The 20,923-nt window shown below is 72.7% G+C and carries 17 protein-coding genes and 1 riboswitch; of the genes, 9 read left to right on the top strand and 8 right to left on the bottom strand.

The features are described 5' to 3' along the window. Window positions 1–35 precede the first annotated feature (35 nt). Window positions 36–407: a hypothetical protein gene (locus FL583_RS26585; RefSeq protein WP_142707556.1), complete on the bottom strand. Its 372-nt coding sequence runs from the start codon at window positions 405–407 to the stop codon at window positions 36–38. A gap of 338 nt (window positions 408–745) precedes the next feature. Next, window positions 746–1,531 carry a sulfite exporter TauE/SafE family protein gene (locus FL583_RS26580; RefSeq protein ID WP_142707555.1) on the bottom strand — a complete coding sequence of 262 codons (786 nt, stop codon included), beginning with the start codon at window positions 1,529–1,531 and terminating at the stop codon, window positions 746–748. 198 nt (window positions 1,532–1,729) lie between these two features. Beyond that, window positions 1,730–1,909: riboswitch (cobalamin riboswitch) on the top strand. Window positions 1,910–2,034: 125 nt separating this feature from the next. Between FL583_RS26580 and FL583_RS26575 the strand changes: the two genes are divergently transcribed. Continuing rightward, window positions 2,035–4,326 carry a ribonucleoside-diphosphate reductase subunit alpha gene (locus FL583_RS26575; protein ID WP_142707554.1) on the top strand — a complete coding sequence of 764 codons (2,292 nt, stop codon included), beginning with the start codon at window positions 2,035–2,037 and terminating at the stop codon, window positions 4,324–4,326. After that, window positions 4,326–5,321, top strand: coding sequence for a ribonucleotide-diphosphate reductase subunit beta (locus FL583_RS26570; protein WP_142707553.1), 996 nt, complete (start codon window positions 4,326–4,328; stop codon window positions 5,319–5,321). Before FL583_RS26575 ends, FL583_RS26570 begins: the two co-directional genes overlap by 1 nt. 124 nt (window positions 5,322–5,445) lie before the next feature. Here the strand turns inward: FL583_RS26570 and FL583_RS26565 are convergent, their stop codons facing one another. Beyond that, on the bottom strand, window positions 5,446–6,135 hold the full coding sequence (locus FL583_RS26565) for a TetR/AcrR family transcriptional regulator (protein ID WP_142707552.1): 690 nt from the start codon (window positions 6,133–6,135) through the stop codon (window positions 5,446–5,448). A gap of 74 nt (window positions 6,136–6,209) precedes the next feature. Between FL583_RS26565 and FL583_RS26560 the strand changes: the two genes are divergently transcribed. After that, a complete protein-coding gene (locus FL583_RS26560; RefSeq protein ID WP_142707551.1) occupies window positions 6,210–7,268 on the top strand; it encodes an amidohydrolase family protein in 1,059 nt (352 codons plus the stop codon). Here the strand turns inward: FL583_RS26560 and FL583_RS26555 are convergent. Together FL583_RS26555 and FL583_RS26550 are read right to left on the bottom strand one after the other, a co-directional pair. After that, window positions 7,240–8,343 carry a sensor histidine kinase gene (locus FL583_RS26555; protein WP_142707550.1) on the bottom strand — a complete coding sequence of 368 codons (1,104 nt, stop codon included), beginning with the start codon at window positions 8,341–8,343 and terminating at the stop codon, window positions 7,240–7,242. The genes FL583_RS26560 and FL583_RS26555 overlap by 29 nt on opposite strands. Continuing rightward, window positions 8,340–9,002 carry a response regulator transcription factor gene (locus FL583_RS26550; RefSeq protein WP_142707578.1) on the bottom strand — a complete coding sequence of 221 codons (663 nt, stop codon included), beginning with the start codon at window positions 9,000–9,002 and terminating at the stop codon, window positions 8,340–8,342. Before FL583_RS26550 ends, FL583_RS26555 begins: the two co-directional genes overlap by 4 nt. A gap of 87 nt (window positions 9,003–9,089) precedes the next feature. Between FL583_RS26550 and FL583_RS26545 the strand changes: the two genes are divergently transcribed. From FL583_RS26545 to FL583_RS26535, 3 genes are read left to right on the top strand one after another with little or no spacing between them, the layout of a single operon-like run. After that, a complete protein-coding gene (locus FL583_RS26545; protein WP_142707549.1) occupies window positions 9,090–9,821 on the top strand; it encodes an ABC transporter ATP-binding protein in 732 nt (243 codons plus the stop codon). After that, the gene (locus tag FL583_RS26540; protein ID WP_142707548.1) at window positions 9,818–11,332 is read left to right on the top strand and encodes a DUF1349 domain-containing protein; all 1,515 of its coding nucleotides are present in this window, start codon (window positions 9,818–9,820) and stop codon (window positions 11,330–11,332) included. Before FL583_RS26545 ends, FL583_RS26540 begins: the two co-directional genes overlap by 4 nt. After that, window positions 11,329–12,057, top strand: coding sequence for an ABC transporter permease (locus FL583_RS26535; protein ID WP_142707547.1), 729 nt, complete (start codon window positions 11,329–11,331; stop codon window positions 12,055–12,057). The genes FL583_RS26540 and FL583_RS26535 overlap by 4 nt, the downstream gene beginning before the upstream one ends. 50 nt (window positions 12,058–12,107) lie before the next feature. Here the strand turns inward: FL583_RS26535 and FL583_RS26530 are convergent, their stop codons facing one another. After that, entirely contained in the window at window positions 12,108–13,616 is a 1,509-nt protein-coding gene (locus FL583_RS26530) for an MFS transporter (RefSeq protein ID WP_205752477.1), read from the bottom strand. Window positions 13,617–13,716: 100 nt separating this feature from the next. Here FL583_RS26530 and FL583_RS26525 point away from each other — a divergent pair, with 100 nt between their 5' ends. Continuing rightward, window positions 13,717–14,337 (top strand): TetR/AcrR family transcriptional regulator, encoded by a 621-nt coding sequence (locus tag FL583_RS26525; protein WP_142707545.1) that lies wholly within the window; start codon window positions 13,717–13,719, stop codon window positions 14,335–14,337. Window positions 14,338–14,358: 21 nt separating this feature from the next. Next, the gene (locus FL583_RS26520; protein ID WP_142707544.1) at window positions 14,359–15,894 is read left to right on the top strand and encodes an alkaline phosphatase D family protein; all 1,536 of its coding nucleotides are present in this window, start codon (window positions 14,359–14,361) and stop codon (window positions 15,892–15,894) included. Here FL583_RS26520 and FL583_RS26515 read toward each other — a convergent pair. Then, complete coding sequence (locus FL583_RS26515; protein WP_142707543.1) at window positions 15,891–17,672, bottom strand: sensor histidine kinase; 1,782 nt, start codon at window positions 17,670–17,672, stop codon at window positions 15,891–15,893. The two genes, FL583_RS26520 and FL583_RS26515, sit on opposite strands and share 4 nt — an antisense overlap. 51 nt (window positions 17,673–17,723) lie before the next feature. Further along, window positions 17,724–19,265, bottom strand: a complete 1,542-nt coding sequence (locus FL583_RS26510) for a PstS family phosphate ABC transporter substrate-binding protein (protein WP_170323876.1) — start codon at window positions 19,263–19,265, stop codon at window positions 17,724–17,726. 80 nt (window positions 19,266–19,345) lie between these two features. On the opposite strand from FL583_RS26510, the gene FL583_RS26505 reads away from it, so the two are divergent. Next, window positions 19,346–20,884, top strand: a complete 1,539-nt coding sequence (locus FL583_RS26505; RefSeq protein WP_142707541.1) for an alkaline phosphatase D family protein — start codon at window positions 19,346–19,348, stop codon at window positions 20,882–20,884. Window positions 20,885–20,923 lie beyond the last annotated feature (39 nt).

Here is a 20,923-nt window from a genome sequence, read left to right as displayed (position 1 = left end):
CCTACTGGTCCACCGGCAAGGTCGGTCTGTAACCCTCAGCCCCGCTGGACGTGCACCCCGCCGATGAGGCTGTACTCGCGCACCTTCAGCCGCACGGTGTCCGGCCCGGTCGCCGCGCCCGGCTCGATCCGGACGCCGCCGAAGATGCGCACACCCTCCGCCTCGACCTCGACGTTGGCGGGCACCCGGAGCGACACCCCGCCGATCAGGCTCACCTTGGTCAGCGTCAGCGGCCCGGGCGGCAGGTCGGTCTCGCAGAGGTCGAGGTTGGCGCCGCCGAGCGTGCCGAGCACGCGCATGTCCGTGGGCACCGGCCAGCGGCCGCGCCGCTTGGTGCCGCCCAACAGCGAGACGTACCACCGCGCGCCGTTCTTGCCGGTGTAGGCCGGGGAATCGTTCGTGTCCATGTGGACAACGCTAGGGACCGTGGGCCCCCGCCCCGTCTACCGCTTGTCACCCACATCCCTGACAGATGTCATGCGCGTGGCGGCCTCGTCCGGAAAGGACCCCAGCCGCGCCTCGGCGCCGCGCCGGCGCGCGGCGATCACCCCGGCGGCCCGCTGGGCCGCGCCGGTCGCGGCCCCCACCGCGGCTCCCGGGTCCGCGGTCACGACACCGCCGCCGTGTAGCGCGCGGCCACGTTGCCCCAGCCGGAGCCCTACGCGAGCGTCTTCTCCAGCCCGACTGGGCCCGTCAGGGTGACGCCGTCCTTCTCGCCCACCTCGGCCGACTGCTCCAGAGTCTTTCACGTAGGCCGCGGCCACGACTCGGCCGCGTAGAGGACGCCGACCGCGGTCGCAGTGACGCCCAGCAGGAGTCGCAGACCGTTCTCGGGCAGTCGCGGCTGCACCAGCGCGCCCACGTATCCACCGACCAGGCCCCCCAGACCGGCCAGCAGGCCCAGCGTCCAGTGCGGCGCCGCACTCACCGAGGTCGTCAGCGCCAGCCCGGCGTAGACCAGCGCGCCGCTCAGCGACGCGGCGAACGTCGAGGCCAGCGCGGCCGGGGCCACCAGCGAGACCGGCTGGCCTCGGCCGACCAGGATCGGGCCCATGATCGACCCGCCGCCGATGCCGTAGATCCCGCCGACGACACCGACGACGAACGCCAGCAGCGCCACCCGGCGCACGGGCGCGTCCGTCGGCGGCGACGGCCGCACCGTGCGGAGGCAGAGCCACACTCCGAGCGGCACCAGCACACCCGCCGCGACGAGCTTGAAGACGGTCGCCCCGGGCAGCAGGAACACCCGGACGGTCGCCCCGACGGCCACGCCGGGCACCGTCCCGGCCAGCAGCCGACGGGTCAGCGGGCCGTTCAGCTGACCCGCCCGGGCGTAGCGGAGCAGCGCCCCCGGACCGGCCACCACGTTGAACAACAGATTCGTCGGGGTCACGGCCGGGCTCGGCACCTGCAGGACGCTCAGCTGGACCGGCAGCAGGAACACCGCACCGGACACGCCGACCGGCGTCGTCACGATCGCGATCAGCAGACCGGCGGCGAAGCCGGCCGCCGCCCCCGCCCAGCCCTCCACGAACGCGGACGCTACCCGACGCGTTGCACACCCCCAGCCGGCGAGGGTGGGCGGCCCACCGACGCGGACGAGCGGACGACCCCGGCGGACCGCACCCCAGGCAGTCGCGGACGCGACCACCCGAGCCAAGCAGGCGTAGAAAAACACGAGATGTTGTGTGTGACTTCTGAGGCGGACCTAGATATGGTGTCAACCGCAGCTGGTTCGACCGTCCCGCCAGGGCGGTCGTGGCAACAGGGAACCCGGTGGAGATCCGGGACTGCCCCGCAGCGGTGAGTGGGAACGACCGCCGTCATCACGCACTGGGCTCCACGAGCCTGGGAAGCGACGGCCAGTAGGAGCGAGTAGTACCGCCCACGAGTCCGAAGACCTGCCAGCGCGCCGGGCCGGACGGTCCGGCGGTCCGAGGCCGCGCGGGACGGCCGACGCCACCACGCACCGACGCGTGCCCGGCGTTCCCCTCGCGTGCCCGGACCTCGACGACACACTCGCGAGGAGAACGTGTGACGACCACCGAGGCCCCCACCGCCCGGAAAGACGGGCCCATCGACGTCGGCACGATCGTCGACACCGTCGAACGCTGGGCCGAGGATCTGCCGGACGTCGACCCGACGCGGGTCGCCACCCGGACGCTGCGCGGACTGTACGACGGAGCCACCACCGCCGAGCTGGACCAGCTGACGATCCGCACCGCGGCCGAGCTGATCGGCGAGGAGCCGCAGTACTCCCGGCTGGCGGCCCGGCTGCTCGCCGCCCACCTGCACCGGGAGGTGCGGGAGCAGGGCATCACGAGCTTCAGCCGGTCGATCGCCGTCGGCCACGCCGAGGGCCTGATCGGCGACGAGACCGCGGCGTTCGTGTCCGCGCACGCCCGGGAGCTCGACGACGCGATCGACGAGTCCAACGATCTGCGCTTCGAGTATTTCGGCCTCCGCACGGTGGCCGACCGCTATCTGCTGCGCCACCCGCACGCCCGCCTCGTGGTGGAGACCCCGCAGTACTGGCTGCTCCGGGTCGCCTGCGGGCTGGCCCGCACCGCGACCGAAGCGACGGACTTCTACCGGCTGATCGCCGGCCTCGCCTATCTGCCCAGCTCACCTACCTTGTTCAACTCCGGCACCCGGCACACCCAGATGTCGTCCTGCTACCTGGTCGACTCCCCACGCGACGAACTCGACTCGATCTACCAGCGCTACGCCCAGGTGGCGAACCTCTCCAAGTTCGCCGGCGGCATCGGCATCGGCTTCTCCCGCGTGCGCGGCCGGGGTGCCCTGATCCGGGGCACCAACGGCCGGTCCAACGGCATCGTCCCGTTCCTGCGCACGCTCGACGCGAGTGTCGCCGCGGTCAACCAGGGCGGACGCCGCAAGGGCGCGGCCTGCGTCTACCTCGAGCCGTGGCACCCCGACGTCGAGGAGTTCCTCGAGCTGCGCGACAACACCGGCGAGGACGCCCGGCGCACCCACAACCTCAACCTGGCGAACTGGATCCCCGACCTGTTCATGCGCCGGGTCGAGGACGACGGCGTCTGGTCGCTGTTCGACCCGGACGAGTGCCCGGAACTCCCCGACCTGTGGGGCGAGGACTTCGACCGCGCCTACGAGGCCGCCGAAGCCGCGCAGCGGTACGTGCGGCAGGTCAAGGCCCGCGATCTCTACGGCAAGATGATGCGGACGCTGGCCCAGACCGGCAACGGCTGGATGACGTTCAAGGACGCGAGCAACCGCCTGGCCAATCAGACGGCCAGGCCCGGCAACGTCGTGCACCTGTCCAATCTGTGCACCGAGATCATCGAGGTCTCCAGCGACGATGAGACCGCGGTCTGCAACCTCGGCTCGGTGAACCTGGCCGCGCACCTGAACGGGCCCGACCTCGACTGGGCCCGGCTGCGGGAGACCGTGCGCACCGCGGTCACGTTCCTCGACCGCGTCATCGACATCAACTACTACCCGACGCCCGAGGCGGCCCGGAGCAACCCGCGCTGGCGCCCGGTCGGGCTCGGGGTCATGGGCCTGCAGGACGTGTTCTTCGCTCTGAGGCTCCCGTTCGACTCGGCCGGCGCCGGCGACCTCTCGCGGAAAATAGCCGAGGAGATCTACCTGACCGCGCTGGAGACCTCCGCCGGGCTGGCCGAGCAGCACGGCGCCCACCCGGCCTTCGCCGACACCCGCGCGGCCCGAGGCGACCTGCAGCCCGACCTGTGGGGCGTGCCGACGCACGGCCCCCGCTGGGACGCGCTCCGGGCCCGGGTCGCCCGCACCGGCCTGCGCAACGCGCTGCTGATCGCGATCGCCCCGACGGCCACGATCGCGAGCATCGCCGGCTGCTACGAGTGCATCGAGCCCCAGGTCTCGAACCTGTTCAAGCGCGAGACCCTGTCCGGCGAGTTCCTCCAGGTCAACACCGCGCTGGTCGGCGAACTCAAGGCCCGCGGACTGTGGACCGCCGAGGTCCGGAACGCGATCAAACGGGCCGACGGCTCGGTCCAGGGCCTCCCCCAGCTGCCCGACGACGTCAAACGGGTCTTCCGCACCGCCTGGGAACTGCCCCAGCGCGCGCTGATCGACCTGGCCGCGGCCCGCGCCCCGTTCGTCGACCAGTCCCAGTCGCTGAACCTGTTCCTGGCCTCGCCGACGATCGGCAAACTGTCCTCGATGTACAGCTACGCCTGGAAGTCCGGCCTCAAGAGCACGTACTACCTGCGCTCCCGCCCGGCCACCCGCATCCAGCAGGCGACCGTGACCGCGGAAGCCTGCTCGCTCGAGAACCCCGAGTCCTGCGAGGCCTGCCAGTAATGCTCCTCGACCCCGGCATGGACCTCACCCTGCGTCCCATGCGCTACCCGCACTTCTTCGACCGTTTCCGGGACGCGATCAAGAACACCTGGACCGTCGAGGAGGTCGACCTGCACAGCGACCTCGCCGACCTGGCCACGCTGAGCGCCGCCGAGCGCCACCTGGTCTCGAGGCTCGTCGCGTTCTTCGCCACCGGCGACACGATCGTCGCCAACAACCTCGTGCTCAACCTGTATCAGCACGTCAACTCGCCGGAGGGGCGGCTCTACCTCTCGAGGCAGCTGTTCGAGGAGGCCGTCCACGTCCAGTTCTATCTGAACCTGCTCGACACCTACGTCCCCGACGAGCAGGAGCGCTTCGAAGCGTTCGCCGCGGTGGAGAACATCCCGTCGATCGCCCGGAAGGCCGAGTTCTGCTTCCGCTGGATCGACTCCCTCGGCGACCTCACCGCGTTGCGCACCCGCGACGACCGGCGCGCGTTCCTGCTCAACCTGATCTGCTTCGCCGCCTGCATCGAGGGCCTGTTCTTCTACGGCGCGTTCGCCTACGTCTACTTCCTCCGCTCGCGCGGCCTGCTGCACGGCCTCGCGTCCGGCACGAACTGGGTGTTCCGCGACGAATCGATGCACATGGCGTTCGCGTTCGACGTCGTGGAGACCGTCCGGCGCGAGGAACCCGGCCTCTTCGACGACGATCTCGCGGCCCAGGTCGGCGAGATGGTCGCCGAGGCCGTCGAGTGCGAGGTCCAGTTCGCCGAGGACCTCGTCGGCCGCGGCGTCCCCGGCCTGTCGCTGGCCGACGTCCGCGAGTACCTGCAGCACGTCGCCGACCGCCGGCTCGGGCAGCTCGGCCTGCCGCCCCGGTACGGCTCGGGCAACCCGTTCGGGTTCATGGACCTGCAGGACGTCCAGGAGCTCTCGAACTTCTTCGAGCGCCGCGTCTCCGCGTATCAGGTCGCGGTCGGAGGATCCGTCTCCTTCGACGAAGACTTCTAGCCTCACGCCAGCCCGGCCGGGCCGGTCGCGTCCGCGGCCGGCCCGCGGTGGTGACCGCCGTGTCGTCCCGCTCGTCCGCGTCGGCCGGCCGCCCACCCTCGCCGGCTGGGGGTGTGCAACCGCGTCAGTCGCCGGCGACCCGGCGGAGCCAGTCGGCGAAGAGCGGGCGTTCGACGTCCGAGATGACCGGCAGGCCCGGCAGCGAGGCGAGCACCGCGCGGGCGGCCGAGGCCGGCCCGCCGGTCGCCGGCGCGGCCGACGGCCCCACCAGAGCGTCGATCGCCTGCGACCGCATGATGTCGAGGAACTGCTCGTCGCGGTCCTCGGGAGGCGTGGAGAGCCAGGTCAGGGCGGCCCCGCGGGCCGAGGCGTTGATCACCGCGACCGCCATCGATTCGCTCACCCGGAGGCGGCCGCCGGCCGCGACCCGGCCGATCATGTTCCGCAGCACCGTGATCCCGGCCCGGAACGCCTCGGTCTGCGCACCCCGGCCGGGTTCGCCGTAGAGCAGCGCGAACAGCGCCGGCTCGGCCACCGCGAACTCGATGACGAGGTCCCACCCGCGGCGAAGGTCGTCGACCGGGTCGGCCAGCGGCTCCCGGCCGCTCTTCCGATCGAGGAAGACCTGGAAGCCGTGCCCGGCCACCGCGTCCAGGAGCCCGTCCATGTCGCCGAACAGCCGGTAGATCGAGTGCGGCTGGGTCTCGGCGGCGGCGGCCACCGCGCGGGTCGTGACCGCCGATCGTCCGCCCGAGGCGAGCAGGCCGAGCGTGACCTCGACGATGCGCTGACGCAGCGGCTCCTTCTTGCTCACGGGGCGATCGTAACAGCGGTTGCATCACCGATGCCATCAGTGATACTTCTGGTGGCATCAGCGATGTCATCTCGATGGGAACACCGATGCAATTCGTGGGATTGGAAGAGCACGTGTCGCTGCCGTCGGCGCGAGAGGCCTGGGCGCGAGCGGGGTTACCGCAGACCGCGAACCTGGGGTTCGGCGACTCACTGCTCGCGCGCCGGATGCGTGATGTGGCCGACCTACGGATCGCCGACATGGACGACCAGGGCGTCGACGTCCAGGTGCTGTCCCTGACCCAGCCCGGCGTGCAGGTTCTCGCGCCCGCGGACGCGATCGCCGTGGCCCGCGAGGTCAACGATCAGCTGGCCGAGATCGTCGCGGCGCGACCCGACCGCTTCCAGGCGTTCGCCGTTCTGCCGACCCCGAATCCGGAGGCCGCGGCCGTCGAACTGGAGCGGGCCGTGAACCAACTCGGCCTGAAGGGCGCGATGCTCTACGGCCGGACGGGAGACCGGCTCGCCGATCACCCCGACTTCGACGTGATCTACGAGGCCGCGTCGCGGCTCCGCGTGCCGCTGCATTTCCACCCGCAGATGCCGGCCGCCCCGGTGGTCGAGAGCTACTACGCGAACATCGGTCCGATCGGGACGGCCCTGGCCGGCCCGGCGATCGGCTGGTACTACGACCTGGGTATCCAGTACCTGCGGATGATCTTCTCGGGGGTGTTCGACCGGCACCCGGAGCTGCAGGTGATCGCCGGCCACTGGGGCGAGATCGTCCTGTTCTTCCTCGATCACACCGGGTATTTCGCCGAGGCCGGTGGCCTCCAACGGCCCCTGCTCGACTATTTCCGGCAGAACTTCTGGGTCGCCGGCAGCGGAACCGTGAGTGAGCGGTACCTGCGCTGGACCGCCGAGGTGATGACGCCCGCGAGGATGCTCTACTCCACCGACTATCCGTACACGTACGACACCCGCCCGGGCGGCTTCCCGTTCGTCGACACCAGCCACGGAGTAGCCCGCACGTTCCTCGAAGACGCGCCGTTCACGACGTCGGAGAAGGAAGCGATCGCGTCCTCGAACTGGGAGAAGCTGTCGGCGAGGGCGGAGGGTCGATCGGTCAGGCGCGGGCCGGATCCGGGAAGGTGACGGTCACGGTCAGGCCGCCGGTCGGGCGGGGGGCGACCCCGAGCTCGGCGCGATGGGCGTCGGCGATCGCGCGGACGATCGGAAGTCCCAGGCCGTGACCGCCGCCCGAGCGCAGGCGCGGGCCGTCGAGCTGCTGGAACGGCTCGAGCAACCGCGCGACCTCCGACGGCGGGATCACCGGCCCCGAGTTGCTCACGGTCAGCACCGCCCGGCCGTCCACCGCCCCGGTCGTGACGCGAACCCACCCCCCGGCCACGTTGTGCCGTACCGCGTTCCCCACCAGGTTCTGCACCAGGCTCTCCACGAGATCCACGTCTCCGCGCAGAACCGCCGATCCCAGCTCCCGATCTACCTCAGGAAACGCCGACAGAACCGACGACACCACGGAATCCAGCTCGAGCACCGACGACTCCTGCACCCCCGACTCCGAGCTCGCCAGCGTCAGCAACGCGTCGATCAAGCGGGCCTGCGACTCGCCCAGGGCCAGTACCTCCTGGCAGGCCGTCCGCAGCGTCGCGGCCGAGGCGTCCGGGTCGGCCAGCGCCACCTGGAGGAGCGTCCGTTCCGCGGTCAGGGGCGTCCGCAGCTCGTGGGACGCGTTCGCGACGAACCTCCGCTGGGCGTCGAACGACGCCTCGAGCCGCGCGAACAGGTCGTCGAGGACGCCGGCGAGCTGGTGGAACTCGTCGTCCCGGCCGGTCACGCCGAGGCGGCGGTGCAGGTTCGAGGCCGAGATGTCCTGCGCGGTCGCGGTGATCGTCCGCAGAGGACGGAGGAACCGGCCGGCGATCAGCCAGCCGAGCACGACCGCGACCACGGCCATCACCGCGAAACCGACCAACGACGTGACGATCAGATCGTGCCGGGCCGCCACCTCCGCCTCCGACGGCCCCGGCCCCGGCCCCCCGCCGGGCCCGCCCACCCCGGCCGGCCCGCCGATGCCGCCCGGCGCACCCGCCCCACCCACCGGCGACGTGGACCCCGACCTCAGCAGAGCAACGCTGAGCACCGCTCCCCCGCACAGCACGAACGCCCCCGCGTACAACACCGTCAACTGCGCCCGCAGCCCCCTCACGTCGAGCCCACCCGATACCCGCCACCCCGCACCGTCAGAATCACCGGCGGCTCGCCCAGCTTCGTCCGCAATCGCTTGATCGTGGTCTTCACCGCGGTCGTGAACGGGTCCGCGGCCTCGTCCCACACGTGCTCGAGCAGTTCCTCCGCCGGCACCACCCGCTCCGCCGAGGACAACAGGTACTCCAGCACCGCGAACTCCTTCGGCGTCAGCGTCAGCCGCCGGCCGCCCCGGGTCGCGACCCGGGTGTTCGGATCCAGCACCAGATCCCCCTGCGACAGGATCGGCGGCAGACCCGAGCCCGGCCGCCGCCCGAGCGCCCGGACCCGGGCCACCAGCTCGGCGAAGTCGAACGGCTTGGGCAGGTAGTCGTCGGCCCCCAGGCCGAGCCCCTCCACCCGCTGCCGGACCGTCGAGGCCGCGGTCAGCATCAGCACCCGGCACGACGGATGGTCCGACGCGATCCGCCGGCACACGTCGTCGCCGTGCACCGCGGGCAGATCCCGGTCGAGCACCACCACGTCGTAGCCGGTCACGGCCAGGTGCTCCAGCGCGACCGCCCCGTCGAGGACGACGTCGACCGCGAACCCCTCCCGCCGCAGACCGGCGCCCAGCGTCCGGGCCAGGATCTCGAAGTCCTCCACGACCAGCACTCTCACCGTCGTCACGATGCCAGCCGCCGAGTGTCGTCGCGGTGTCAAAGCACGACACCGCCGTGACACCGCCCGCCGCGTAGACCCCAGGGCATGACGATCGAAGTCCACGGAATCCGCAAGAGGTTCGGGTCCACCGTCGCCCTGGACGGACTGACGTTCACCGTCCAACCGGGCCGGGTGACCGGGTTCGTCGGGCCCAACGGGGCCGGGAAGTCGACGACGATGCGGGTGATCCTCGGCCTGGACGCGGCCGACGAAGGCACCGCGCTGGTCGACGGCGCGCCCTACCGTTCGATCCCCCGCCCGATGACCAAGCTCGGCTCGCTGCTCGACGCGGCCGCCCTCCAGCCCAGCCGCACCGCCCGCAACCACCTGCTCTGGCTCGCCCACTCGCAGGCGCTCGGCGGAAAGGACGTCGACCGGGTCCTCGAGCTCACCGGCCTCACCGCGGTGCGGAACCGGCGCGCGGGCGGCTTCTCGCTCGGCATGCGCCAGCGACTCGGGATCGCCGCCGCCCTGCTCGCCGACCCGCCGACGCTCATGCTCGACGAGCCGTTCAACGGCATGGACCCGGACGGCATCATCTGGATGCGCGGGTTCCTGACGTCGCTGGCCGCCGAGGGCCGGGCGGTCCTCGTCTCCAGCCACCTGATGGGCGAGCTCCAGGACACCGCGCACCACCTCGTCGTCATCGGGCGCGGCCGGGTCCTCGCCGACGCCCCGCTGCCCGACCTGCTCGCCGTCCACGGCACGCTCGAACAGGCCTACGTGGACCTCACCCGCGGCGCGGTCGAGTTCCGGACCTCGGACGAGACCCGATGAGGCCGCTGCTGCGCTCCGAGTGGACGAAGTTCCGCACGATCCCGGCCTGGGTCGCCGCCGCGCTGGTGGCCGCCGCGCTGATCGTGGGGTTCGCGGTGATGCCGGGCCTGGCCGGCACCTGCGGCGACGAGTGCGCGCTCCCCCGCGGCCCGGAGGGTCAGGAGGTCACCGACACGTTCCAGTTCACCCACCGCACGCTGACCGGCGACGGCACTATCACCGCCCGGATCACCGCGTTCACCGGCGAGCGCCCGGCCGAGAACGGCCCGCCCGACCGCCGGCTCGTCCCCTGGGCCAAGGCCGGGCTGATCCTCAAGGACGGCACCGACCCCGGGTCCTCGTACGCGGCGGTGATGCTCACCGGCGGGCACGGCGTCCGCTTCCAGTACGACTTCGTGCACGACGTCCCGGGCCCGGCCGGGGACGTCCGGTGGCTGCGGCTGACCCGGTCCGGGGACCGCGTCGACGCGGCCGCGTCGGCCGACGGCTCCACCTGGCGCGCGGTCGGCTCCGCATCCGTGCCGGGTCTGCCGGACTCCGTCGAGGCCGGCCTGTTCACCACGTCGCCCCAGTTCAGCGCGGTGTCGACCCAGGTGTTCGGCACCGCGGGCGCCTTCGGTGGCCCGTCGTCGGCGACCGCGGTCTTCGACTCCGTCGCCCTGCGGGGCTCCACGTCCGACGCCCGGTGGCGCACCGGTCCGGTGGGTGGCCTCCCGACCGACGACGACCAGGCGGACGCCCCCCAGGACGGCACCCGGGCCGGGGCTCCGGGCCCGGAATCGACCGGCCGCGAGGCCGGCGGCGTCTTCACGCTGAGCGGCTCCGGTGACATCGCCCCCGCGGTCTCCGGCGTCAACGGGCTCGGCACCAGCCTCACCCAGACCCTGGCCGGGACGTTCGTCGGGCTGATCCTGCTGGTCGGGCTGGGCGCACTGTTCGTCACGGCCGAGTACCGGCGCGGGCTGATCGGCACCACGTTCACCGCGACGCCGATCCGCGCCCGGGTGCTCGCGGCCAAGGCGCTGGTGCTGGCCGGGGTCTCGGCGGTGCTCGGGGCGGTGGCCGCGGCGATCGCGGTGACGGCCGGGCGGGCGATGCTGCGCGGCAACGGGGTCTACGTCAACCCGGTGCCGGCCTCGACCGAGCTCCGGCTGATCGCCGGGACCGCGCTGCTGCTGGCGCTCTGCGCGGTGCTGGCGCTGGCCGTCGGGGCCGCGCTGCGACGGTCGGCGCCGGCGCTGGTCGTCGTGCTCGCGCTCACCGTGCTGCCGTACCTGCTGGCGATGACCGTGCTGCCGTCCGGGGCGTCCCGGTGGGTGCTGCGGATCACGCCGTCGGCCGCGTTCGCGATCCAGCAGAGCGCGGTGCAGTACGCGCAGGTCGACAACCTCTACACGCCGCCGAACGGCTACTTCCCGCTGCCGCCCTGGGCCGGCCTGGCCGTCCTCGCCGCCTGGGCCGCGGCCGCGTTCGCGCTGGCCGTCGTGCTCGTCCGGAAGAGGGACGCGTGAAAGAGGCACTCCACGCCGAGTGGACCAAGCTGCGCACCGCCCCGGCCACCCCCTGGTCGTTGCCCGCCCTGGTCCTCACCACCAGCGGCCTCAGCCTCGTCGCGTCCGCGTCGGTGACCTGCCCGTGCGCGACCGACACGATGAAACTCGCGCTCACCGGGATCCAACTCGGCCAGGCCGTGGCCGCGCTGTTCGCGGTCGGCGTCCTCGGCGGGGAGTACAGCACCGGGATGATCATGGTCACGTTCGCCGCGATGCCCGGCCGGGCCCGGGTCCTGGCCGCCAAGGCGGTGCTGGCCGCGGGATGCGTCGCGGCGGCCGGCGCGGCCGGGATCGGGGTGTCGTACCTGGGCGGCCGGGCGCTCCTCGGCCCGGACCTGCCGGATGCGGTGGCCCGGCCGGTGGCCGGGTCCGTCCTCTACCTGGTGCTGATCGCGCTGCTCGGGCTCGGGGCCACCGCGGTGACCCGCAGCTCGGCCGGCGCGACCGGGCTGGTGCTCGGGCTGCTGTACGCCGCGCCGATCGTCGCCGCCCTGGTACCGGACCCGGTCTGGCGGCGCCACCTCCACCAGTTCACGCCGGCCGACGCCGGCCTGGCCGTCCAGGCGACGAGAGACCTGGCCGCGCTGCCGATCGCCCCGTGGGCCGGGCTGGGAGTCGTCGGCCTGTGGGCGGTGGGGGCACTGATGCTCGGGACGCTCGTCCTCACCCGGAGGGACGCCTGAACGCACGTCGTCCCCGGGCCGCCGAGGCGGCCCGGGGACGACGGGGTGGATCAGTGGGCGACGACCGGAACCGGTTCACCGGCCGGAGCCACCGCCGGGTCGGCGACGGTGTCCGTCGCCGGACGGCGCCGGAACAGGAGCGCGGCCATCACCGCACCGGCGAAGAAGAACCCGGCACCCCAGGCGTACGCGGTCGCGTAGCTGTGGACGGCCGCCTCGGCCGCCGACCCCGGGGTCACCGGACCGTGCGAGGCCAGGTAGTTCGTCGCCGCGGTGGCCGCCAGCGTGTTCAGCAGCGCGGTGCCGATCGAGCCACCGACCTGCTGCGACGTGTTCACCATGGCCGACGCCACCCCGGCGAAGTGCCGCTCGACGCCGAGCGTCGCGGTCTGCATCGCGGCCGGCATCGTCGTGCCCATCGCGAGCCCCAGCACGACCAGCGGGCCGAGCAGGTCCGACGCGTACGTGCTGTGCACGCCGAGCCGGGTCAGCGCGACCATGGCCAGGCCACCGAGCGTGAGGCCGATCGGCACCACGATCTTCGGCCCGAACCGCGGGACCCAGATGTTGGTCGAGAGCTGCGCGGCGATCGCCAGCCCGACGACCATCGGCAGGAAGGCCAGACCGGTCTTGATCGGCGAGTAGCCGAGCGTGCCCTGCAGGTAGTACGTGACGAACAGGAAGACGCCGAACATGCCGGTCGCGGCGATCAGCACCGAAAGGTAGGCGGCACCGCGGTTGCGCTGCAGGATGATGCCGAGCGGCAGCAGCGGGTGCGAGGCCCGGCGCTGCCAGAGGACGAATCCGGTGAACAGGACGGCCGAGACGACGAGCATGCCCCAGGTCCAGACCGAGCTCCAGCCGTCGGTCTCGGCGTTCGAGAAGCCGTAGACCAGCGTGAAGAGCGCGCCCGAGACCAGCAGCGTGCCGGGCACGTCGAGCTTCGGGCGCGGGCCGGTGCGCACGTGCGTCTCGATGAAGACGAGCGCGCCGACGACCGCGATCACCGCGATGAACGCGTTGATGTAAAGGGTCCAGCGCCAGCTCAGCGTCTCGGTCAGCACGCCACCGAGCAGCAGGCCGATCGCGCCGCCGGCCGCGGCGACCGCGCCGAAGACGCCGAACGCGCGGGAGCGCTCGCGGGGAATCGTGAACGTGGTGGTCAGCACCGCGAGCGCGGTCGGGGCCAGCAGCGCGCCGAACACGCCCTGCAGGGCCCGGGCACCGACGAGCGACCCGAAGTTCTGCGCCGCGCCCCCGAGGGCCGACGCGAGGGCGAAGCCGACCAGCGCGACGATGAACGTCCGCTTGCGGCCGATGAGGTCAGAGATGCGACCGCCGAGCAGCAGGAGGCTGGCGAACGCGAGCGAGTAGGCGGTGATGACCCACTGCCGGTTGCCGTCGGAGAAGCCGAGGTCGGCCTGGGCCGACGGCAGCGCGATGTTCACCACCGTGGCGTCGAGCACCACCATGAGCTGAGCCAGCCCCACGGTGACCAGCGCCCACCAGCGCCGGGAGGATGCCGCCTCGGTAGGCGGCGCGATAGTTGCCGTAGTCATGCAACGAACCATATACGGAACTCGCCAGTTTCGAAACTGGAAAGTTCCGAAACCTTCCAGTACCGTGGCAGACCACAGTCACAGAGAGGGGGCGCGAACGATGACGTCCGCCGCACCCGTCACCAAGCCGGGCCGCAAGCGCGACCACACCCGCGACCCGGAGATCCTCGACGCCGCGATCGAGGTCCTGGCCGAGAACGGCTACGACTGCATGACGATCGACCAGGTCGCCGCCCGGGCCAAGGCCGGCAAGGCCACGCTCTACCGGCGCTGGCCGTCCAAGGCCGAGCTGGTCATCGACGCGGTCGGCTGCCTGAAGAAAGACAGCTACGAGAACCTCCCCGACACCGGCACGCTCCGCGGCGACCTGCTCGCGATGATGCGCCCGCCGACGATCGAGGACGCGCAGAAGAAGATCCGGATCATGTCCGGCGTCGTCTCGATGCTCGACCGCTCCCCCGAGCTCGGCGAGGCGCTGCGGGCCGCGATGGTGGAGCCCCGCGCCGCGGCCAACCGCGTCCTGATGCGCCGGGCGATCGACCGCGGCGAGATCCGCGCCGACTGCGACATCGAGATGCTCGCCATGGTCAGCGCGTCGATGGTGTTCTACCGCACGATGATCATGCGGCAGGCGGTCGACCGGGAGTTCCTCGTGTCGATCATCGACGAGGTCTTGCTCCCGGCGGTACGCAAGACCGACACTGAGGTCACGGACAGGTAACGACGCACTCCGGGGGCGCCGATGCTCTCCCGCCGCACGTTCCTGCGATCGACCGCCGCCGTTCTGCTGATCCCCTCCCGGGGCTCGGTCCCCGCCGATGTGTTCACGCTCGGCGTCGCGTCCGGCGACCCGTTGCCCGACGGCGTGCTGCTCTGGACCCGGCTCGCTCCCCGTCCGCTCGAGGCCGGCGGTGGGATGGGTGCGTCGCCGGTCGAGGTCCGCTGGGAAGTCGCCGACGACGAGCGGTTCCGCCGCGTCGTCCGGTCCGGCACGGCGGTGGCGCGCGCCTCGAACGCTCATACGCTCCACGTGGACGTCCGGGGGCTGGGCGCCGCGCGCGACTACTTCTACCGGTTCCGGGTCGGGAGCCAGGTCTCGCCGACCGGGCGGACCCGCACCGCCCCGGCGCCGGGGGCGTCCCCGCGCCGGCTGCGGTTCACGACCGCGTCCTGTCAGAACTGGCAGGACGGGTTCTACACCGCGTACCGCTCGATGGCCGCCGAGGACCTCGACTTCGTGCTCTGGCTCGGCGACTACATCTACGAGTCGGCGCCCTGGCCCGGGCTGGTGCGCGAGCACGCCGGCACCGGCCAGCCGTACACGCTGGACGAGTACCGGATCCGGCACGCCCAGTACCGCACGGATCCCGACCTGGCGAGGATGCACGCGGCCGCGCCCTGGATCGTCTCGATCGACGACCACGACGTCGACGACAACTGGACGGGTGACCTGCCGGCCGACCCTCGCGCCGTCGAGAGGGTCCCGTTTCCGGCCCGGAAGGCGGCCGCCTTGCGGGCCTACGCCGAGCACCTGCCGATCCGGGTCGGACCCCGGGGGCGGCTGTTCCGGCGTCTGTCCTTCGGCGACCTGGCCACCGTGCACGTCCTCGACACCCGGTCGTACCGCTCCCCGCACCCGACGACGATCGCCCAGGCCCGGGAACCCTGGCGGACGATGACCGGCGATCCCCAGGAGTCCTGGCTGGTCCGCGGGCTGGCCGGGTCGGGCGCGCGGTGGAACCTGCTGGCGAACCAGGTGATGGTCGCGGCCGGCGACAGCAAGCCCGGGCCGGGCGAGAAGTACAGCTTCGACGGCTGGGACGGGTACGTCGCCCAGCGGCGGCGCCTGCTGGAATTCCTGGGCAGTGGAGCGACCCGCAACCCGGTCGTCCTCACCGGCGACCAGCACGCGACCTGGATCAACGAGCTGAAGACCGACTTCCGCGCCGAGGGGGCTCCGGTGGTGGCGCCCGAGTTCGTCGCCACGTCGATCACCTCGGGCGGCGACCCGGACGTGGCTCGCTTCTGGGCCGAGCGGGCGGTCCTGCAGAACGAGAACCCGCACTGCCGCTACCTCGACAACCAGCGGGGCTACCTGCTGGCCGACCTCACCCCGGGCGAGCTCTGCGTCCGTCTCCGGGTGGTCGACAGCGTCACCGACCCGTCCGCCGGCGCGGCCCGCGACGCCGCCCGCTTCGTCGTCGAGACCGACCGGCCGGGGGTGGAGCTGGAGGGCCCGCCCGACCTGTCCGGGGCACCCGGCGGCACCGCGCTCTAGGAGGCCACCAACGCGGTGTCCAGGGGCAGCGCGACGGCGAGGCGGGTGCCGGCGCCGGGCCGGCTCTCCACCGTGGCCCGTCCGGACAGGACCCGGGCTCGTCGCTCGATGCCCGCCAGTCCACCGCCGGGCTTGGGGTGCGCGCCGCCCGGGCCGTCGTCGACGACGACCGCGCGGAGCCAGTGGTCGGCCAGCGTCACCTCCACGCGCACGCTCGCGCCGGGGGCGTACTTGGCGACGTTGGTCAGGCCCTCGCAGACCGCGAAGTACAGCGTCGCCTCGATCGCGGCCGGATACCTCCCGGGCACCACCAGCAGCCGCACGGTCAGCCCGAGCCGGGCCGCGACCGCCGCCAGCGCCCCGTGCAGGCCTTTCTCGCGCAGCGCGGCCGGCAGCAGCCCGTGCGCGAGCGCGTCGAGCTCACCGACCGTGGCCAGCACCTCGTCCCGGCACTCGCCGGCCACCGACCCCACCGCCGGGTCGGACGCGTCGCCGGTCAGGCCCTCGAGCCGGCGCGCCAGGTCGCCGAGCCGGCGCTGGGCGCCGTCGTGCAGCTCCTGTTCGAGCCGCTGACGCTCGGCCAGCCGCTTCTCTTCCAGCCGGGCCCGGGCGGCCAGGATCTGCGCGAGGTTCGCGCTGGCCGCGGCCTGCAACTGCGCGGTGAGCAGCGCCTGCCCCCCGGCCCGCAGGACGGCGTCCACCAGCAGGGGACGGCGGCGCAGCGAACCGTCGACGTCGACGATGGCCAGCGGGTGCTGGCCGCCAGAGATCGCGATCCGCCACCGCTCGTCGTCACCCTCGACGGCGGTCGTGTGCCCGGGAAGCGCGGGCCGGCCGCGGACGTCGACCCAGCCGTCCTCGGACGGAGCCCAGAAGTACAGCCGGAGCGAGCCGTCGCGGAGCGCGTCGGCGAGCGCGATCCGCACGGTCGCGACCGACGTGCCGGACGAGGTGATCCGGACGACGCGGTGCGGCGCGCTCAGCTCCCACCACCGGTCGCGCAGCGCGCCGGAGACCAGCGCGACGGCCACCACCAGCGCGATCACGCCCTCGGTGAAGTAGAACGACTGCAGCTGCTCGAGGTCGGTCCAGGTCGACGGGTCGACCGCGGCCTGGATCGACGGGATCAGCCCCAGCGCGGCCGCGGTGACCTGGACCGGGATCGCGATCCGGCGGTCGAGGTTGGACAGCCAGCGCGAGCGGCGCCAGAGCAGCCCGGCGAACCAGAGCGCGAGCACGATCTGCCCGGCCGCCTGCAGGCGGGTGCCGACGTCCCAGACCGCGCGGATCGGCGGCCCGCTCGGCCAGGTCACGGTCGGCGGCAGCCCGGCCCACTCCGGCTCGGTGAAGATCTGGAACACGACCTCGCCGCCGACCAGCGTGATCGCGGCGGCGATGACCCAGGCCCAGTCGGCCCGGCCGCGCAGCCGCCCGGCCGGATACGACAGGATCGCGGTGCCGAACAGCACGAAGAAGCCGTACAGCCCGAAGAACGAGATCGACGGGCCGAGCCCGGAGTCGCGGGAGACGAGCCAGGCCAGTGGCCAGCAGAACGCGGCCGCGAGCAGCAGCCAGCCGGTCAGCCGGCGGCGGCGTCCGCCGGTGGCGAGCAGCGCCCCCGAGGCGGCGAACCCGCCGCAGGCCAGCGAGGCCACCGCCCCGTGGACCGGGTGGTCGCGCCAGTAGGGCGCGCCGAAGTACAGAACCAGCGCCGCGGACGCCAGCGCGCAGAGGACCGCGCGGACCGCCTCGTGCCGGAAGAAGAGGAGACGCGGCACCCGCCGCATGCTACGGAACCCACCCTGCCGGCGCTGCCCCCCGAACGGGGGCTACTTCGACGCACAGGCCTTGGCCGCCTCGTCGTTGCTGAAACGGCTGCACGGCAGGTAGCCGAACTCCTTGGTCAGCAGGCCCCGGGCCCCGTCACCGGCGACGAACGTCAGGAAGTCCTTCAGCACCGTTCCCTCCGGCGGCTCGCCGAACGTGTACAGGTTCTCCACCGCCCAGAACCGGTACGCCTCGGCGGCGATGTCCTGCTCCCCCGGTCCGTGACCGTTGATGTTGAGCACCTGGACGTGCCGGTAGTTGCGGGCCAGGTGGACGTCGGCGTACCCGATCGCGCCGTCCAGCGAGTCGACGGTCGACAGCACCGACTCGGTGGTCATCTGGACGCAGTGCACGTAGTCGGCGGTCTGCCCGGGATCCTGGTCGGCACAGTTGCTCGACGTGACCTTCGCCTTCGTCGTCCCGGCCAGCACCTGACGCTCGAACGCCGCCCGCGTCCCCGAGCCGTCCTGCCTGCTCACCAGCCGGACCCGCTGGCCCGAGCCGCCGACGACGCTGAACGTCGACGCCTGGCCGTTCCAGAGCGTCCGGATCTGGCCGACCGAGAGCCCCCGGTCGGGGATCGCTCCCTCGTGGGCGACGAGCCCGAAGACGCCGATGCCGAGCGTGTGCCGGGCCAGCACCTGGTCGGGATCGGCGGCCGCCCCGTCGTACATGACCATCCGGGTCCGGCGGACGACCTGGTCGGTCGACCGCTGGCCGAGCGTGATCAGCTCCCGCAGCGCCTCGCCGCTGGAGCTCTCGTTGACGACGATCTGCGGGTCGGCGTCCGGGTGGGCGGCCCGGCACCGGGCGGCGAACACGGCGGCCAGCCGGGTGAGCGCGGGCCTCACCGCGGTCGACCCGTCGACGGTCATCGTGCCGCTGTGGCAGGTGACCGCCATGACGGTCGGCGCCGTCGGCCGGTCGGGCACCAGGTACAGGCCGGCGCTCAGGCCGAGCAGCGCGAGCGTCGCCCCGCCGAGAGCCAGCGCGGTCCGGCGGGGGCGTACCCGAGCCTTCTCCGGCACCAGCTTTCCGCCCGTCCAGCTGGCCTCGACCTCGCCGGGCGGCCCGTCGAGCAGGACCGAGAGCCGGTACTTGTCGTTGTGCTCGAGCGCGACCGCCGGGACGAGGAACGACGAGGCGTCCGGCCGGCCCCAGCCGGAGAAGTCCCCGAAGTCGGTCGCGAGGTCCTCCGGCTCGCTGGCCGCAGTCGCGGTCTGGATCACCCGGCCGGGGAAGCGGATCAGCACCCGGTGGTGGAAATCTGACGCCTTCAGGTCGGCGCCGGTGTTCGCCACCCGGATCACCGCGATCTCCGGCAGGGTGACCGCGGTGCCGGCGTAGCTGACCTCCAGCTTGGGGTCGAACGGCTGGCCGGCCGCGTGGGTCATCGGCCCGTTCCAGTGGACCCGGTAGTTGAGCTGCTTCTTCCGGCGGTTGCGGAGCCAGTCCCCGAGCAGACCGACGGCGGTGATGATCGAGCCGATCGCGGCGAGGACCTGCAGGAAACCGAAGACGTTCTGGCCGAGGTTGTCCAGCACGATTGCAGGGTAGGGACCACTGTCGACCGCGCCCCGGGTGTTCATCCGGTGTTCGCCGGCCCACCTGACACAGTGGACGCGTGCCACTGTCGTATCCGGTTCCGCGGCGGCGTTTCCTGGCCGCCGGTCTGCTCGCCCCGGTGTTGCTCAGCGCCGACGGGAGAACGTCCGCGGTCCCGACCGGACAGTTCCGGCGGCGCACGGTGCCCGGGGGGATGTTCACTCTCGGGGTCGCCTCCGGGGATCCCCTGCCGGACGGCGTCGTGCTCTGGACGCGGCTCGCGCCCCGCCCGCTCGAACCCGGTGGCGGCATGCCCGACCGGCCCGTCGCGGTGCGCTGGGAGATCGCCTCCGACGAGCGGTTCCGGCGGAGCGTCCGCAGGGGCGTGGTGACGGCGCGCCCGACGGCGGCCCACACGGTGCACGTGGACGTGCGCGGGCTCCGCCCGGCGGCCACCTACCACTACCGGTTCGTGGTCGGGGACCAGGTCTCGGCCGTGGGCCGGACCCGGACCGCGCCGGAGCCGGGCCGCGGACCGGCCCGGCTGCGGTTCGCGACCGCGTCCTGCCAGAACTGGCAGGACGGCTTCTACACCGCGTACCGGTCGATGGTCGACGACGACGTGGACTTCGTCGCGTTCCTGGGCGACTACATCTACGAGGCCGTCGGCGGACCGACCCGGCTGCGCGACCACATCGGCGCCGGTCAGCCGTACACGCTGGAGGACTACCGGATCCGGCACGCGCAGTACCGCACCGACCCCGACCTGGCCGCCGCGCACGCGGCCGCGCCCTGGATCGTGTCGATCGACGACCACGACGTCGACGACAACTGGGCCGGCGAGTGGCCGGCCGACCCCCGGGTCCGCGAGAAGGTGCCGTTCGCGGCCCGGAAGGCGGCGGCGATCCGGGCCTACACCGAGCACCTGCCGATGCGGCTCGGGCCGGGCGGGCGGATGTACCGGCGGCTGGGTTTCGGCGACCTGGCGACGCTGCACGTTCTCGACACCCGGTCGTACCGGTCGATGCAGCCGCGCAGCCTGCGGGCGGCGAGCCGGCCGGCCCGGACGATGACCGGCCGACCGCAGGAGTCCTGGCTGGTCCGCGGGCTGGCCGGGTCGGGTGCGCGCTGGAACCTGATCGCGAACCAGGTCATGATGGCGGCCGCCGACCGCGGCCGGCGCAACTTCGACTCCTGGGACGGCTACCGGGCCCAGCGCCGGCGCCTCCTGGAGTTCCTCGGCACCGGCGCGGTCCGCAACCCGGTCGTGCTCACCGGCGACCAGCACGCGACCTGGGTCAGCGACCTCCGGCCGGATTTCGACGCGGTGGACTCGCCGGTCGTGGCGGCCGAGTTCGTCGGCACGTCGATCACGTCGGGCGGGGATCCGGACATCGCCGGTTTCCATCGCGAGCACGACCCCGAACTGGCCCGGAACCCGCACCTGCGGTACGCCGACAACCGGCGCGGCTACCTGCTCGGCGAGGCGACCCGCGAGGAGTTGACCGTGCGGTTGCGGGTCGTCGACACGGTCCGCAGCCCGGCCCCGACGACGACCCGGACCGCGGCCACGTTCCAGGTGGCCGACGGACGCCCGGGTGTGATCGGAACCGACTGACACACAGTGGTGTAACGCCTTGCCATAGTGTGTGTCACA

It is taken from the genome of Cryptosporangium phraense, from assembly GCF_006912135.1.
In the GTDB taxonomy this organism is placed as follows: Bacteria; Actinomycetota; Actinomycetes; order Mycobacteriales; family Cryptosporangiaceae; genus Cryptosporangium; species Cryptosporangium phraense.
The sequence above is the reverse complement of the archived record's forward strand: the minus strand, read 5'-3'. Positions and strand labels throughout refer to the sequence as shown.

What these genes read in the sequence shown, in the direction of transcription:
- FL583_RS26560 (WP_142707551.1), top strand. Translation starts at nt 6,210, where the DNA reads ATGGGAACACCGATGCAATTCGTGGGATTGGAAGAGCACGTGTCGCTG.
- FL583_RS26540 (WP_142707548.1), top strand. Translation starts at nt 9,818, where the DNA reads ATGAGGCCGCTGCTGCGCTCCGAGTGGACGAAGTTCCGCACGATCCCG.
- FL583_RS26570 (WP_142707553.1), top strand. Translation starts at nt 4,326, where the DNA reads ATGCTCCTCGACCCCGGCATGGACCTCACCCTGCGTCCCATGCGCTAC.
- FL583_RS26525 (WP_142707545.1), top strand. Translation starts at nt 13,717, where the DNA reads ATGACGTCCGCCGCACCCGTCACCAAGCCGGGCCGCAAGCGCGACCAC.
- FL583_RS26545 (WP_142707549.1), top strand. Translation starts at nt 9,090, where the DNA reads ATGACGATCGAAGTCCACGGAATCCGCAAGAGGTTCGGGTCCACCGTC.
- FL583_RS26530 (WP_205752477.1), bottom strand. Translation starts at nt 13,616, where the DNA reads ATGACTACGGCAACTATCGCGCCGCCTACCGAGGCGGCATCCTCCCGG.
- FL583_RS26520 (WP_142707544.1), top strand. Translation starts at nt 14,359, where the DNA reads ATGCTCTCCCGCCGCACGTTCCTGCGATCGACCGCCGCCGTTCTGCTG.
- FL583_RS26585 (WP_142707556.1), bottom strand. Translation starts at nt 407, where the DNA reads ATGGACACGAACGATTCCCCGGCCTACACCGGCAAGAACGGCGCGCGG.